At 69.4% G+C, this 14,825-nt stretch carries 12 protein-coding genes; 8 read left to right on the forward strand and 4 right to left on the reverse strand.

The genetic code is table 11. From position 1 onward, the window contains the following. The first annotated feature begins 1 nt into the window (after position 1). Genes ACG02S_RS17985 through acpS form a run of 7 tightly spaced genes read left to right on the forward strand, consistent with a single transcriptional unit; the run spans position 2 to position 4,423 of the window. A complete protein-coding gene (locus ACG02S_RS17985; RefSeq protein ID WP_394471853.1) occupies positions 2-382 on the forward strand; it encodes a DUF4845 domain-containing protein in 381 nt (126 codons plus the stop codon). 16 nt (positions 383-398) lie between these two features. Further along, the gene (rnc, locus tag ACG02S_RS17990) at positions 399-1,091 is read left to right on the forward strand and encodes a ribonuclease III (RefSeq protein WP_394471854.1); all 693 of its coding nucleotides are present in this window, start codon (positions 399-401) and stop codon (positions 1,089-1,091) included. Further along, a complete protein-coding gene (era, locus tag ACG02S_RS17995; RefSeq protein WP_394471855.1) occupies positions 1,088-2,014 on the forward strand; it encodes a GTPase Era in 927 nt (308 codons plus the stop codon). Before rnc ends, era begins: the two co-directional genes overlap by 4 nt. 4 nt (positions 2,015-2,018) lie before the next feature. Then, a complete protein-coding gene (gene recO / locus ACG02S_RS18000) occupies positions 2,019-2,771 on the forward strand; it encodes a DNA repair protein RecO (protein ID WP_394471856.1) in 753 nt (250 codons plus the stop codon). A gap of 4 nt (positions 2,772-2,775) precedes the next feature. Further along, positions 2,776-3,543: a pyridoxine 5'-phosphate synthase gene (locus ACG02S_RS18005; protein WP_394471857.1), complete on the forward strand. Its 768-nt coding sequence runs from the start codon at positions 2,776-2,778 to the stop codon at positions 3,541-3,543. Beyond that, positions 3,540-4,034 (forward strand): GNAT family N-acetyltransferase, encoded by a 495-nt coding sequence (locus tag ACG02S_RS18010; protein ID WP_394471858.1) that lies wholly within the window; start codon positions 3,540-3,542, stop codon positions 4,032-4,034. The genes ACG02S_RS18005 and ACG02S_RS18010 overlap by 4 nt, the downstream gene beginning before the upstream one ends. Beyond that, the gene (acpS, locus tag ACG02S_RS18015; protein WP_394471859.1) at positions 4,031-4,423 is read left to right on the forward strand and encodes a holo-ACP synthase; all 393 of its coding nucleotides are present in this window, start codon (positions 4,031-4,033) and stop codon (positions 4,421-4,423) included. The genes ACG02S_RS18010 and acpS overlap by 4 nt, the downstream gene beginning before the upstream one ends. Before the next feature lie 16 nt (positions 4,424-4,439). On the opposite strand, the gene ACG02S_RS18020 is transcribed toward acpS, so the two are convergent. The 3 genes from ACG02S_RS18020 to ACG02S_RS18030 all read right to left on the reverse strand — a co-directional run bounded on the left by ACG02S_RS18020 (position 4,440) and on the right by ACG02S_RS18030 (position 8,833). Beyond that, positions 4,440-6,119 carry a hypothetical protein gene (locus ACG02S_RS18020; RefSeq protein WP_394471860.1) on the reverse strand — a complete coding sequence of 560 codons (1,680 nt, stop codon included), beginning with the start codon at positions 6,117-6,119 and terminating at the stop codon, positions 4,440-4,442. A gap of 28 nt (positions 6,120-6,147) precedes the next feature. Beyond that, complete coding sequence (locus ACG02S_RS18025) at positions 6,148-7,155, reverse strand: hypothetical protein (RefSeq protein ID WP_394471861.1); 1,008 nt, start codon at positions 7,153-7,155, stop codon at positions 6,148-6,150. Between the two features lie 118 nt (positions 7,156-7,273). After that, a complete protein-coding gene (locus tag ACG02S_RS18030; RefSeq protein ID WP_394471862.1) occupies positions 7,274-8,833 on the reverse strand; it encodes a POT-type proton-dependent oligopeptide transporter in 1,560 nt (519 codons plus the stop codon). Positions 8,834-9,172: 339 nt separating this feature from the next. Between ACG02S_RS18030 and ACG02S_RS18035 the strand changes: the two genes are divergently transcribed. Beyond that, on the forward strand, positions 9,173-10,927 hold the full coding sequence (locus ACG02S_RS18035; protein ID WP_394471863.1) for a methyl-accepting chemotaxis protein: 1,755 nt from the start codon (positions 9,173-9,175) through the stop codon (positions 10,925-10,927). 414 nt (positions 10,928-11,341) lie between these two features. Here ACG02S_RS18035 and ACG02S_RS18040 read toward each other — a convergent pair whose 3' ends face one another. After that, a complete protein-coding gene (locus tag ACG02S_RS18040; RefSeq protein ID WP_394471864.1) occupies positions 11,342-14,305 on the reverse strand; it encodes a ribonuclease E/G in 2,964 nt (987 codons plus the stop codon). Positions 14,306-14,825 lie beyond the last annotated feature (520 nt).

Raw genomic sequence — 14,825 nt, forward strand, 5'->3', positions numbered from 1 at the left:
GATGACCCTTCGCCGCCGCAACACGCCTTCCTTCCGTCCGCAGCGTGGCTTCACGCTGATCGGCCTGCTGTTCTGGGGCGCCGTCATTGCCGTCTCGGCCGTGGTGGCGATGAAGGTGTTCCCGACCGTGCTGGAGTACTACACGGTCAAGCGCGTCGTGGACCGCATCGCCGCGGCCAACCCGTCCACCGTGCCGGCCGTGCGCCAGCAGTTCGACACATCCAAGCAGGTCGAATACTCCATCGTCAGCATCTCCGGCAGTGACCTGACCATCAGCAAGGATGGCAACGACCAGGTGGTCATCGAGTTCGGCTGGGACAAGGAGATCGAACTGTTCGGGCCGGTCCATCTGCTGATCAAGTACCGCGGCACGTCGCGTTGACGCTGCTGCCGCGACGATGAACGCTGCGCTCGACAACCTGCAGCGCCGCCTGGGCCATCGCTTCCAGCGACCCGAACTGCTGGCGCGGGCATTGACCCACCGCAGCTACGGCGCCGACCACAACGAGCGCCTTGAATTCCTCGGCGACGCCGTGCTCAGCCTGGCCGTGTCCAGCCTGCTGTACGAGCGCGATGCCGGCTCCGACGAAGGCGACCTCACGCGTGTGCGAGCCCACCTCGTGCGCGAAGACAGCTTGCACAAGCTCGGCCTGGCCTTGGGGCTGCCCGAGGTGCTGAAGATGTCCGACGGCGAGGCCAGGGGCGGTGGCGCGCACCGGCCGTCCATCCTGGCGGACGCTGTCGAGGCCGTGCTGGGCGCGGCCTACATCGACTCGGGCTACGAAGCCGCGCTGGCCATCGTGCGCCGGCTGCTGGGCGAGACGATTGCCATGTCCGCCAGCGCTGGTGACTTCGGCAAGGACGCCAAGACCGCGCTGCAAGAATGGCTGCAGGCCCGCCGCATCGCGGTGCCGAGCTATCGCATCGTGGCCACCCGCGGCCAGGCCCATGCGCAGACCTTCGAGGTCGAATGCGCCGTGCCGGCGCTGGATGTGGCCGAATTGGGCGAGGGGCGCTCGCGCCGCACCGCCGAACAGGAGGCGGCGCGCCGGCTCCTGGACAGACTCACCGCCGAACGAGGCAAATCATGACCACCGACGCAGCTCCTCCCGCCACACCGGTCGCCGAAGGGCCCGCCCAACGCTGCGGTCTCATCGCCATCGTGGGCCGCCCCAACGTCGGCAAATCCACGCTGCTGAACGCGCTGGTGGGCCAGAAGGTCAGCATCACCTCCGACAAGGCGCAGACCACGCGCCACCGCATCACCGGCGTGCGCACGGTCGACGAGGCGCAGTTCGTCTTTGTCGACACACCGGGCTTCCAGACCAAGCACAACGCGGCGCTGAACCGCACGCTCAACCGCACCGTGCACGGCGTGCTTGCCGACGTGGACCTGGTGCTGTTCGTCGTCGAGGCCGGCCGCTTCGGGCTGGACGACGCCAAGGTGCTGGCGCTGCTGCCCGAGGACCGGCCCGTGGTGCTGATCGCCAACAAGCTGGATGCCGTGCACCGCCGCGCGGAGCTGGCGCCCTGGCTCAAGGGCATGCAGGAACGCCGCAACTTCGCCGAGTTCGTGCCACTGTCGGCCAAGAAGGAGGCCGACGTGACGCGCCTCTTCAAGATCCTGAAGCCCTACCTGCCCGAGCAGGGCTGGTTCTACGACGGCGAGGCGCTGACCGACCGCAGCGAGAAGTTCCTGGCCAGCGAGATCATCCGCGAGAAGCTGTTCCGCCTGACCGGCGACGAGCTGCCCTACACGTCCACCGTCATCATCGACAAGTGGGAAGAGGAGGGCGAGCTGCGCCGCATCAGCGCCAGCATCGTCGTGGAGCGCGACGCCCACAAGGGCATGATCATCGGCCAGGGTGGCGAGCGGCTCAAGCGCATCGGCTCCGAGTCCCGCCAGGAGCTCGAGCACCTGATGGACGGCCGCGTGTTCCTGGAGCTGTGGGTCAAGGTGCGCTCGGGCTGGGCGGACACGGAAGAGCATCTGCGCAGCTACGGCTACGAGTGAACGCGTGAGCGCCGCCCGGACGCCGACGGTCCAGCCGGCCTATGTGCTGCACCAGCACGACTGGAGCGAGTCCAGCCTCATCCTCGACCTGTTCACCCGCGAGTCCGGCCGCGTCGCCGTCGCGGCCAAGGGCGCCAAGCGGCCGTACTCGCAGCTGCGCGCCGTGCTGCTGCCGCTGCAGCGCATCAGCGTCTCCTTGAGCAAGCCCGCCAAGACCGAGGGCGGTGAGGTGCAGACGCTGCGCAGCGCCGAGTGGGGCGGCGGCGCGACGCTGCCGGCTGGCGCCGCACTGTTCTCCGGCTACTACCTGAACGAGCTGCTGCTGAAGCTGCTGGCGCGGCACGATCCGCATCCCGCGCTGTTCGACGCCTATGCGGACGCGCTCGCCCATCTGTCCGAGGGTGACGAAGTGCTGCGCGCCTTCGAGCTGAAGCTGCTGACCGAACTGGGCCTGCTGCCCGACCTCAGCGTCGTCACGCCCACGCAGGCGGCTGTCGATCCGGCGCGGCGCTATCAGCTGTCGCCCGAGTCCGGCGTCATCCCGCCCACCAGCGATGCCAGCCTGCCTGGCGCGCTGCTGATTCAGCTGCAGGCCGCGCTGCTGCACGGCAGCCCTGCAGCGCTGCGCCAGGCCTGCGCGGCGGCCCCGCAAGGCCTGAAGACGACGTTGCGGGGGCTGCTCCACTACCATCTTGGCCACCAGACCCTGCGCACGCGAGCCTTGATGGTCGACGTGCAACAACTGCTCGAGCCCTGACCTGATGAACCCCTTCGCCCATGCCGGCGCCCGCTGCGCGCTGTCGGTCAACGTCAACAAGGTCGCGCTGCTGCGCAACACCCGGCATCTGGGAATTCCCAGCGTGCTGCGCGCGGCCGAGCACTGCCTGCTGGCCGGCGCGCAAGGCATCACCGTCCATCCCCGGCCCGATGCGCGCCACATCCGCGCCGAGGACGTCGACGACCTCGCCGCGTTCCTGAAGGACTGGCCGCAGGCCGAGTTCAACATCGAGGGCAACCCGACGCAGAACCTGATGGACTTCGTGCGCAAGCACCGCCCGCACCAGGTCACGTTCGTGCCCGACTCGGAAGACCAGTTCACGTCCGACCATGGCTGGACGTTGCCGCAGGATGGCGCACGCCTGCAGCCGCTGATCCGCGAAGCGCAGGACCTGGGCGTGCGCGTCAGCCTGTTCATGGACCCCAACCCCGCTGCGATGGCTGCGGTGGCCGAGCTGGGCGCGGACCGCATCGAGCTGTACACCGAAACCTTCGCGAGTGCCTTCGGCAGCGCGCGCCAGGAGGCCGTGCTGGCCGGCTTCACCGCCACGGCCGAGGCGGCGCTGAAGGTGGGGCTGGGCATCAACGCCGGCCACGACCTGAACCGCGACAACCTCAGCGTGTTCCTGCGCCACGTGCCGGGTGTGCTGGAAGCCTCCATCGGCCACGCGCTGATTGCCGACGCGCTGGAGCTGGGCTACGCGGAGACGGTGCGGGCCTACCAGCGCGTGATCGCGACGGCCTACACATGACCTTGCGCCGGGCGTGTGCGGACGACGCGCCCCGCCTGGCCGCGCTGGCGCAGTGGGTGTGGCTGGACAGTTATGCCGATGCCGGCGTTGAAGACCGCTTCCTGCCCTATCTGAGCGAGTCGTTCGTGCCGGCCGCGTTTGAGCGTCTGATCGCGGACCCGGCCCGCGTGCTGTGGGTGCTGGAAGAGCGGGGCGCACTGCAAGGTCTGGCGCAGCTCAGGCGCGACGCAGCGGCGCCGGTGCCGGCCGCAGCGTCGGCCGAGCTGGAACGGCTCTACGTGGCGCCGCCGTGCACGAACCGGGGCCTGGGCGCGCAGCTGCTGGCCGCCGCGCGCCAGACCTGGCCTCAGCACTCGCTGTGGCTCAGTGTGTGGGATGGCAACGAAGGCGCGTTGCGCTTCTATGCCCGTGAGGGCGGCCACGTCGTCGGCGAGACCGACTTCCTGCTCGACGGCCAGCCCATTCGCAACCTCGTCATCACACTCTCATGATCTACGGCATCGGTACCGACATCTGCGACATCCGCCGCATCCGCGTCACGCTGGCGCGGCGCGGCGAGCGCTTTGCCGAGAAGGTGCTCGGCCCGCACGAGCTGGCGGTGTTCCGCGAGCGCAGCGCCAAGGTGGCCGCGCGCGGCGAGGCCTACCTGGCGACGCGCTTCGCAGCCAAGGAGGCGTTCTCCAAGGCCATCGGCATGGGGATGCGCATGCCGATGACATGGCGCGCGATGGAGGTCGTCAAGGCGCCCAGCGGCAAGCCCGAGATCGCGTTGCATGGCGAGCTGGCCGCGTGGTTCGAGGCCCGAGGCCTGCGAGCCCATGTGACGGTCAGCGACGAGCAGGACTACGCGGTCGCCTTCGTCGTCGTCGAGCGCGACTGACCCGCCACAGGCGGGTTCAGCGCGGCGGCTGGAACAGCAGCTTCTCGGCCAGCTGGCGGCGCGCCGCCGGCTGACCCGCCAGGCGGTCCAGCAGCGCGGTCACGCCGTCGCAGCCGGAGCCACCGGCGGAGGGCGCGCCCGGGGTGTCCGCCCACAGGCGGGACAGCAGGCCCAGTGCTGCGCGGCCGGCGGTGCGGTCCAGCACCTCGACTTCGATGGCGCTGGGCGGGCGGGGCAGCCAGCGCGGCGGGTCGCCCAGCGTGGCCTCCAGGATCCACTGGGCCTCGCGGGCCTGCAGCTCCAGCGGCAGAGTCGAGCGCACGGCGAGTTGCCCGTCCAGCAGCGCGCGGCAGGTCGGTGCGCGCAGGGCCTTCAGCTGGTCAGACACCAGTTGCACGTAGCGGCGCCGCTGCAGGGGCGCGGTGCCGTTGAGCAGGTCTGGCATCTGCAGGGCCAGCGGCCCAAGCGCGGCGATCTGCACGATCTCGTCGTCGGCCCCGGCCTCGCGGGCCTGCCACATGCGTTGCGCCGACTGCTCGACGGTGCCGCGATATCGGCGCTCCACGGCAGCCCAGACCGGATGCTGACGCAGTGCGTCGTCAAAGTCGGCCTGCGTGGTCTCGGGGCCGGCTGCGGGCAGCGGCACGGCCAGCGTCTGCGGGGACGCAGCGATCAGCCCATAGGCCAGCAGGTCGGCGCGTGGCGCGAACCACATGCTGCGTGACGGGGTGTCCAGCGTCTTGTCGATCAGGCGCTCGGGCAGGCCCAGGCGCCGGTAGCTGCCGGCCAGGTGCTGGTTGGCCAGTTCGTCGAACACCGGGTTGTAGGTGCCGGTGGACGCGCGGTGGAAACCGAGTTGACCCTCGGGCGCCAGCTGGCGCGGCTGGCCGGCCAGGAACACCAGCGTGCAGGCGCTGGCGCAGGTGCCCACGGCCCGGCTGGCCTGGCCACGCTGCTTCAGCGCATCGGCCATGCGCTCGGCCTCGCGCACGCGCCCGCCGGGCGAGCTCAGCTCCACGCGCTTGAGGCCGCGTGCCGCGTCACTGGCCAGCAGCGCGTTCAGGCGCTCGCCGTCACCCATGCCGATGGCGCCCTCCAGCCGCAGGCTGCGGCCGTCGGCGGAGAAAGTGAACTTGGCCTGGCCCAGCGGGTCGATGCCGCGTGCCAGGGTCCAGAACTCGTCCAGGCGCGGCAACAGACCGAAGGCCACAGACACCGCCAGCTGCAGCGCGCCCAGCATCAGCACGAGGCGCGCCAGCCAGCCCCACAGCAGCGAGCCGTGCTCGCGCAGGTAGTGGCTGGCTGCGCGCCAGGCGCCCACCAGGCACCAGACGTTCAGCGCCACCAGCAGCGGCATGCCCAGCAGCACCGTGATGGCGCTGATCTGGAGGGAGTCGCCCTTGACGCTGATCCAGCCCATCAGCGCTGTCAACGCCATCGCCAGCGGTGTGGCCAGCAGCAGGTTGTTGACCCAGAAGCTGCGCGCCAGACTCAGTTCGCCGCGCCAGTGGCGCGTGGCATAGCCGGTGGTGGGCGCAGGCCGGGGCGCCGGGCGCGGACGCGCGGCGGCGCGTGGCCGTGCCGACGCCTGCTGCCATTGGGGCGTGGGCTCGGGCGGCGGTGGTGGTCCCCCGAGGGCGTCGGCCGCTGCCGACGTGGGATCGACGTAGGGTCGCGGCGGGCGGGCGTTGCTCATCATGACCCCCGGGTGGCGTGTGCCGGCTTCAGGACTTCTTCTTGGCAGGCGCCGCGGCGGGCTTGCCCACCGCTTTGCCCAGCGCCTCGCCCTTCGACTGGATCTTCATCTGCATGTCCATGAACACGCGGCTGTTGTTGGGGACCTGCATCTCCATCTTCATGTCCATGTCCAGTTGGGTGCTCAGCGCCAGTCGGTCCGCCAGGCGCAGCGTGCTGCTGCCCTTGCCGGTGCCCGTCAGCTGCATGTTCATCGCTTGGGGCGCCGCGGGCGCGGCGTCGGCCGCAGAGGCTGCAGAAGCGGCCGGGTCAGGCAGCGGCGTGTTCGCATCGATCTGCATGTCCATGGCCAGGTCGAAGTAGGCCACGCCGCGGTCCACACGCTTGAGCGTGTAGCGCACCTTGCTGTCCATCTTGCCGGCGCCGCCGGGGATGGGCATGGGCAGCGCCATGCTCATCGGCACGTCCACGCTCTCGCCCACCTTCAGCGGACGCTGGCTCAGCACCTTGGCCAGCTGCAAGGCCTCGGTGAGCATGCCGGCGCCCTTGGTGCGAAGCATCTCGTCGACGCCGGTCGCGCCCTGCACCTGCGTGATCTCGAACGCGAAGTCCTGCGGGTTGAAGCGGGCGTCGACGCTCAGGTCCATCTTCTTGTCCTGCGGCAACGGCATCTGGTTGCCGCCGACCTCGATCTGGCCGCCCTTGCCGACCACGGCGACCGTCATCGGCAGCCAGCCTTGTTGGTCGGGCTGGCCGACCTTCAGCGTCTGCTCCATGCGGAGGCCCATCTTCATCTGCCCCATCTGGGCCATCTGCTGCTGCGCCTGCGCGATCTTCGCGCGCTGCTCCTCGGTGGCGTCCGGACCGGCCTCCACGCGGGTCTTCATCAGCATCTGCATGTCCATCAACTGGCGTTGATGCTGGCCGGCGCGCGGCGTGATGTCGAAGCTGATGGCGGCGGGCTGGGCGGCGGCGCTGCCCAGGTGCAGGCCGAGGGCGGCGACGGCCAGCGCGATACGGAGCGGAGAAATGGTCAAGGTGCGATCCCGTCAAAAGCAGAGATGCCGCCGGGCTGGCAGCCGGGCGGCATCCTAGGGCGAGAAGGCGGGTTTCAGCGCGTGTACGGCGTGGGGAATTTCACCCGACGGCGTGGATTCAGTCGCGGTAGTTGTTCAGCATCGGGTAGCGCCGTGCCACCAGCGCGAACAGCAGTGCCGCCAACAGGGCGAAGCCGGCGAAGAAGAACATCAGGCAGGCCGTCTCGCTGTAGCCGCTGGACTGGATGGCGGCCAGCGCACCGGGGCTCTTGATGCTGACGTTGGACAGCAGCACCCAAAGATTGCCGACCGTCACCGACAGGCTCCAGAACGCCATGATGGTGCCCTTCATGGACTGCGGCGCCTGGCTGTAGGCAAACTCCAGGCCGGTGGCCGACACCAGCACCTCGCCAAGCGTCAGCAGCGCATAGGGCAGCACCTGCCAGACGATGGTGACCGTGTCGCCCGCATCCAGCCACAGCTGCAGCATCCCCGCCGCAATCCACGCGAAGCCCGCCAGCGCGATGCCCGCGCCCATGCGGCGCAGCGGCGTCACGCGCAGGCCCATGCGCTGCAGCGCCGGGTACAGCACCAGGTTGTTGAAGGGGATGAGGATCATCACCAGCAGCGGGTTCAGCGCCTGCATCATGGACGACTGGAACCAGGCGGGCTTGGCCATCTGGTCGGCCTGCAACACCCAGGTGGACGCCTTCTGGTCGAACAGCGACCAGAACGGCGTGACCAGCGCGAACAGCACGAGCACACGCAGCACCGAGCGCACGCCGTCCACGGCGTCGTCGGGATGGATGCCGCGTGCGCGGTCCAGTTGCAGCGACGCGCCCACGCCGCCGAAGCCCATCACCAGCACCAGCGCCAGGCACACCGACGCGACGAAACCCAGGCTGGCCATCTGGCTCAGCGAGAAGGCCGCCAGCAGCAGGCCAACGGCAGCCACGCCCATGCCCAGCCCGCCGGCCTTCAGCGCCGTCCACACCACCCACAGGAAGCTGTGCGGGTTGGCGCCGCGTGGCGGCTGGTGCACGTACTTCTTGCGGCCGCTCCACAGGATCAGCGTGGCCAGCGCCATCAGGATGCCCGGCAGGCCGAAGGCCACGCTGGCGCCGTAGTGTTTCAGGATCACCGGCATCAGCAGCGACGCAAAGAAGCTGCCGAAGTTGATGATCCAGTAGAAGGCGTCGTACACCTTCTGCGCCAGCGAGCGGTTGCTCTTGTCGAACTGGTCGCCCACGAAGCTGGTGACGAGCGGCTTGATGCCGCCCGAGCCCAGCGAGATCAGGAACAGGCCGAAGTAGAAGCCCTTGATGTTGTTCTCGAACACCGCCAGGCAGGCGTGGCCGGCGCAGTAGACGAGGCTGAGCCAGAAGATGGTGGGGTACTTGCCGAAGAAGCGGTCGGCCAGCCAGCCACCCAGCAGCGGGAAGAAGTACACGCCGATGACGAAGGTGTGGAACACCTCCTTGGCCTCGGCCTTGCGCAAATCCTCGGGAATGGCCAGCAGCAGGCTGGTCATCATGAACACCGTCAGGATGTTGCGCATGCCGTAGAAGCTGAAGCGCTCGCATCCTTCGTTGCCGATGATGTAGGGAATCTGACGCGGCATCTGGGCCGCTGGGCGCGCCGCAGCGGCGGCCGGGTCGGGGAGGGCAGAGGTGGTCATGGGCCTTGGGATGGGGCGCTTGATGTGATGACGCCGCCGGCTTGTGGCCGAGCGGCGTCCGGTCTGGAGGGGGCAGGGGCGAAGCGTATCTCAGCGGCCGCGTCACGGCGCACGGGTGGAGCAGGTGTCGACCGGACCGGGTCGGAGCTGGACAAGCGAGAACTGCTGCGCGAAAAGCCTCTGGACTCGCGTCGGAGCCAGCACGCGGCGGCGCCGCCACATGCGACAGTGGCCGCGCTGCCAGCGCATGCGGGCCGTCTGCGGGCCTCTGGCCCGCGTCCCTGCTGCCGGGCCGTTGCATGGGCGTCCAGTCCGACGCTGCCTGACGGAGACCGACCAATGAACCTGAACAATCTGCGCGTTTCGAGCAAGCTCTGGGGTGCCATCCTGCTGCTGATGACGGCCATGCTGGTGATCTCCGGCTTCACGCTCAAGCGCGCCAGCAGCGTCCATTCCGAGGCGATGGTGGCGGTCAACGCGAGCCATGACCTGATCGAGAAGTCGGCCGTCTGGAAAGGCATGACCGAGGCGACCGTGACCCGCAGCATGGCCTCGGCGGTGAGCAGTGATCCTAGCGTCGCGGAGATGTTCAAGGACAACCTGGCCAACGACACCGCGCGCGTCATCAAGCTGCGCGAGCAGATCACCGAGCTCGCCACGTCCGAGGCTGACCGAGCCCAGATGCAGAAGATCAAGGCCAACGGCGGTGTGCTTTTGGCGGCCAGCAAGAAGGCCCGGGAACTGGGCGCTGCAGGGGACCAAGCGGGTGCCCGGGAGATGGTCCAGAAGGAATACGTGCCCTCAGTGGCGGCCTACCTGGGCGCCATCGACGAGTTCGCCAAGTTGCAGAAGGACAAGAACGAACGTGCCCAGGCCAGCGCCGCTGACGCGCAGAGGGGGCTGCTGCTGTGGAGCTCGATCGGCGCCTTGGTGGTGATCGGCCTGGGCATGTTCGTCGCGGGCGCGCTGGTGCGCGCGATCCGTCAGCCGCTTCAGACAGCGGTCGACTTCGCCAAGGCCATCGCCGACGGCGACCTGACCCGCAGCATGAGTGCCGACCGCAACGACGAATTCGGCGAGTTGCTGAACACGCTGGGCCAGATGAACGCGTCGCTGTCGCGCATGGTCAGCAACGTGCGCAGCGCTACCGACAGCATCGCCACCGCCTCCTCGGAGATCGCGACCGGCAACACCGACCTGTCCAGCCGCACCGAGCAGACGGCCAGCAACCTGCAGCAGACCGCGTCCAGCATGGAGCAGCTGACCGGCACGGTGCGAAACACCGCTGACTCCGCCACCACCGCCAACCAACTGGTCAGCTCCGCCACGGCCGTGGCGCAGCGGGGGGGCGAGGTCGTGTCGCAGGTCGTCTCGACCATGGACGAGATCAACGCCAGCTCCAGAAAGATCAGCGACATCATCGGTGTCATCGATGGCATCGCGTTCCAGACCAACATCCTGGCGCTGAATGCCGCCGTGGAGGCCGCCCGCGCGGGTGAGCAGGGCCGCGGCTTTGCTGTGGTGGCGGGCGAGGTGCGGCTGCTGGCGCAGCGCAGTGCCGAGGCCGCCAAGGAGATCAAGACCCTGATCAGCACCAGCGTCGAGAAGGTCGACTCCGGTTCCCGCCTGGTGGCCACGGCCGGCGAGACCATGGGCGAGATCGTCACCAGCGTGCAGCGCGTCACCGACATCATTGGCGAGATCAGCGTGGCCAGCGGCGAGCAAAGCTCGGGCATCGCCCAGGTCAACGGCGCGATCAGCCAGCTGGACCAGATGACGCAGCAGAACGCCGCGCTGGTCGAGGAGTCCGCGGCTGCCGCGATCAGCCTGCGCGAGCAGGCGAACCGTCTGGCCGAGGTCGTCAGCAGCTTCCGCGTCCCGGGCGCCGGTGCTGCTGCCATCGTCGTGCCTCGCGCACCAAGCCAGGCCCCGGCACCGGCACCACGGCCGATCAGCCGATCTGCCCCGGTCAAGAAACCGGCCGCTCGCCCGGCGGTGGTGGCGCCGGTACCGGCACCTCGCGAAACCCGGCTGCCGCCCACCAAGGCCGCAGCGCCCGCCACCGCGGACTCTGGCGAGTGGGAAACCTTCTGAGCCAGACGGGCTCAGAACGCCCTCAGAACGCCCGCAGCACCCGCCGCCGCGCTAGATCGCCCGCGCTCCCGCGCGTGGTCACCGGGGCGCTCACGGCTCGCGATCTTCGAACGCGGGCTTTGGCGCCTTGATTCAAGCGTACGGCGGCGCCACCCGGACCTGGTACGGGCTCGACGTCCTGGGTCCGCAGCGGTTGCTGGACAGTGACTGGCGGGCGAGCGCGCCGCCATCGTGATGAGTCTTTGCAGGCGGCGCGCATGCATCGGCGGACTCATCAGCCCGAAGGGCAAGCTGACGCTCGTTGCCGCGCTCACCGTGCCGTTCGCGAGCGACTGTTTGGTAGCCATCCGACAAACAAAAAACGCCGCGCGGCGTGTAGCCGGCGGCGTTCGGGGGCGGGTCAGCGCGAGGTGATCAAGCCTCGAAAGGCAGCTTCACCTGACTCAGATCCTTGCGGGTCTCGACCAGCACCAGCGGGCCTTCATCGACCACCACCATCGGGGCCGGCTCGCGGCCCAGCGGCGCGGGGGCCGGCTCGGCAGCGATGGCGGCCTGTGCGGCGGCGATCTTGTCGGCGTCGGAGTTGACCCACGACAGGCCGGCGCCTTCGGCGATGGCTTGCAGTTCACCCATCGGCAGCTTGAAGGCCTCGACAGCCGGCGCGGCTGCCGGTACGGGCGCCGGCGGCGGCGGAGCGATCACGGCGACCGGCGCCGGAGCCGGGGTCGGCACATCGGCGCTGGCCATCGCGCTCTCGATCAGCGAGGCTTGCTGCGGCGCGGCGGCCTCGACAGGCTCTGACGCTTCGGCGCTGACGGACGGATCCTGCCCGTCGACGGCACCTTCCTCGCGGCGGCCACGGCCCCCACGACGGCGGCGGCGCGGCTCGCGGTCATTGCCTTCGGTGGCGTCATCGCCCTCGGGGTTCACGGCAGCCGGTGCGGCTTCGGCGCCGACCGGCACGCCGGCGTCACCCTGCTCGGCCGGCACTTCGGCGCCAGCTTCCGTGCCTTCAGCGCCTTCCGCGCCGGGGGCGCGGTCGTCGCGGTCGCGGCCACCACGGCGGCGGCGGCGGCGGCCCGAACGCTCCTCGCCGGCCGGCGTGTCACCGGCGGCCAGGGGCAGCGCGGCATCGGCCTGGCTGTCGACGAAGGCGGGCGGCGCGTCATGCAGGGCGGCCTGGACTTCCGTCAGCGGTGCGGCCAGGGCCTCGACAGCCTCGGGTGCCTGCTGCGGACGCTCGGCGCGTTCGCCACGCGGGCGACGCTCACCGCGCTCACCACGTTCGCCGCGCTCCGGACGGTCCTGGCGCTCACCGCGCTCACCGCGGTCGGCTCGTTCCGCACGCTCGGGGCGCTGCTGCTGTTCGGGCTTGTCGCCGCCCTCGTTGCGGGACTTGCGGTCGCCGCGCTCGGCGCGTTCACCACGCGCCTCGGCGGGCTTGCCGTCCTTGCCATCACGGCGGCCGTCGCGGCGGCCTTCGCTGCTGCGTTCGCCACGTTCACCGCGCTCGCCACGGCGGCCACCGTCGCGGCGGCCGTCACGGCCACCTTCGCGCTTGGGCTTGTCGGTCGTGGCCGGTGCCGGGGCCACCGGGGCTTCGACTGCCGGCACGGGGGCCGGGGCCGGTGCGCCGGTGAAGAAGCCGATCAGGCGGCTGAAGAAGCCCTGAGGTGCCGGTGCCGGCGTCGGTGCGGGCGGCGGCGGAGCCACCACCGTCACAGGGGCAGGGGCAACGACCGGCGCGGGCGCCGGTGCGGCCACGGGTGCGGGCTGCTCGGGCAGGATGCCCTTGATGACCGGCTCCTGCTTGTTCTTCTTCTCGATGTCGCCGCGGCGCGTGATGCCGACCTCGTCGTCCGGCTCCTGCACCATGGTGTAGCTGGCTTGCAGGTTCTCAAGGCGCGGGTCGTCGTGGCGCAGGCGCTCCAGCTTGTAGTTGGGCGTCTCGAGGTGCTTGTTGGGCACCAGCAGCACGGTCACGCGCTGCTTCAGTTCGATCTTGGTGATCTCGGTGCGCTTCTCGTTCAGCAGGAACGAGGTGACCTCCACCGGCACCTGCACGTGCACGGCGGCGGTGTTGTCCTTCATGGCCTCTTCCTGGACCATGCGCAGGATCTGCAGCGCGCTCGACTCGGTGTCGCGGATGTGGCCGGTGCCGTTGCAGCGCGGGCAGGTGATGTGGTTGCCTTCGCTGAGCGCCGGGCGCAGGCGCTGGCGGCTCATCTCCAGCAGGCCGAACTTGCTGATGGAGGCGAACTGCACGCGGGCGCGGTCACTGCGCAGCGCGTCGCGCAGGCGCTGTTCCACGTCACGGCGGTTCTTGCTCTCCTCCATGTCGATGAAGTCGACGACGATCAGGCCGCCCAGGTCGCGCAGGCGCATCTGGCGGGCGATCTCGTCGGCCGCTTCGAGGTTGGTGCGGGTGGCGGTTTCCTCGATGTCGCCGCCACGGGTGGCGCGCGCCGAGTTGACGTCGACGGAGACCAGCGCTTCGGTGTGGTCGATGACGATGGCGCCGCCCGAGGGCAGGTTCACCGTGCGGCTGTGGGCCGTCTCGATCTGGTGCTCGATCTGGAAGCGGCTGAACAGCGGCGCGTCGTCACGGTAGCGCTTCACGCGATGGCCCTGGTCGGGCATCACGTGGTTCATGAACTGGTGGGCCTGGTCGAACAGGTCGTCCGTGTCGATCAGGATCTCGCCGATGTCGGCGGTGAAGTAGTCGCGGATCGCGCGGATCACCAGGCTGGATTCCTGGTAGATCAGGTAGGCGCCCTTGCCGCCCTTGCTCGCGTCGTCGATGGCCGACCACAGCTTGAGCATGTAGTTCAGGTCCCACTGCAGCTCGGCGGCGGAGCGGCCGATGCCGGCAGTGCGGGCGATCAGGCTCATGCCCTTGGGGTACTCGAGCTGGTCGAGGTTTTCCTTCAGCTCTTCGCGGTCCTCGCCCTCGATGCGGCGCGACACGCCACCGCCGCGCGGGTTGTTGGGCATCAGCACCAGGTAGCGGCCGGCCAGCGACACGAAGGTCGTCAGCGCCGCGCCCTTGTTGCCGCGCTCTTCCTTCTCGACCTGGACCAGCAGTTCCTGGCCTTCCTTGATCGCGTCCTTGATGGTTGCGTTCTTGACGTCGGTGCCTTCGCGGAAGAAGGATCGCGAGATTTCCTTGAACGGCAGGAAGCCGTGGCGGTCCTCGCCGTAGTCAACGAAGCAGGCTTCAAGCGACGGCTCGACGCGCGTCACGACGGCCTTGTAGATGTTGCCCTTGCGCTGTTCGCGGCCTTCGATTTCGGTCTCGAAGTCCAGCAGCTTCTGGCCATCAACGATCGCGAGGCGCCGCTCTTCCGGCTGCGTCGCATTGATCAGCATGCGTTTCATGTCATTACTCCTTCGCGCGTTCCGTGCGGGAACGCGCCACGTCATGCCACCCGCAGGTGGCGTTCAAGACGCACGAGCGACGAGCGTGGAAACCGTGGAAGGAGTGCCCTGGACCGCTCGGGTTTCTGACGTGAGGTCAGACGGCGAGCGGCGTTGGCGCATGCGACCGGCCGACCGCGCGGGAAAGACCTGCCTCCACCTGGCCGCACGCCAAGGCGCCAGGCCGCACGACCGCCACAGCTTCTGGCTGGGGTCGAGCGGCGGGGCGCAGCGGGAAGGGGAGGAAGAGACTCATCCGCGTGGGACTGCTGGACGCTGGCACGAGCCTTTGCAGCTGATCCAGCCGCTTGCTCTCGCACCGTGAAAACCTTGTTCTGGCAACCGGATCTCGTCGGGCCGCGGGGGCTGTCGAAGAGAGGCCGGTGGGTTCCGGGTGTCGTCGCTCTGCCGCACCGTGCTGCCGACCGCGCTTTCACTTGGGGAAACCGCCTGCCTGCCACATGATGCGTTGCATCGCCTG

Source organism: Pelomonas dachongensis (assembly GCF_043555865.1).
GTDB classification, from domain to species: Bacteria; Pseudomonadota; Gammaproteobacteria; order Burkholderiales; family Burkholderiaceae_C; genus Pelomonas; species Pelomonas dachongensis.

What these genes read in the sequence shown, in the direction of transcription:
- ACG02S_RS17985 (WP_394471853.1), top strand. Translation starts at nt 2, where the DNA reads ATGACCCTTCGCCGCCGCAACACGCCTTCCTTCCGTCCGCAGCGTGGC.
- rnc (WP_394471854.1), top strand. Translation starts at nt 399, where the DNA reads ATGAACGCTGCGCTCGACAACCTGCAGCGCCGCCTGGGCCATCGCTTC.
- era (WP_394471855.1), top strand. Translation starts at nt 1,088, where the DNA reads ATGACCACCGACGCAGCTCCTCCCGCCACACCGGTCGCCGAAGGGCCC.
- ACG02S_RS18005 (WP_394471857.1), top strand. Translation starts at nt 2,776, where the DNA reads ATGAACCCCTTCGCCCATGCCGGCGCCCGCTGCGCGCTGTCGGTCAAC.
- ACG02S_RS18010 (WP_394471858.1), top strand. Translation starts at nt 3,540, where the DNA reads ATGACCTTGCGCCGGGCGTGTGCGGACGACGCGCCCCGCCTGGCCGCG.
- acpS (WP_394471859.1), top strand. Translation starts at nt 4,031, where the DNA reads ATGATCTACGGCATCGGTACCGACATCTGCGACATCCGCCGCATCCGC.
- ACG02S_RS18020 (WP_394471860.1), bottom strand. Translation starts at nt 6,119, where the DNA reads ATGAGCAACGCCCGCCCGCCGCGACCCTACGTCGATCCCACGTCGGCA.
- ACG02S_RS18030 (WP_394471862.1), bottom strand. Translation starts at nt 8,833, where the DNA reads ATGACCACCTCTGCCCTCCCCGACCCGGCCGCCGCTGCGGCGCGCCCA.
- ACG02S_RS18035 (WP_394471863.1), top strand. Translation starts at nt 9,173, where the DNA reads ATGAACCTGAACAATCTGCGCGTTTCGAGCAAGCTCTGGGGTGCCATC.
- ACG02S_RS18040 (WP_394471864.1), bottom strand. Translation starts at nt 14,305, where the DNA reads ATGAAACGCATGCTGATCAATGCGACGCAGCCGGAAGAGCGGCGCCTC.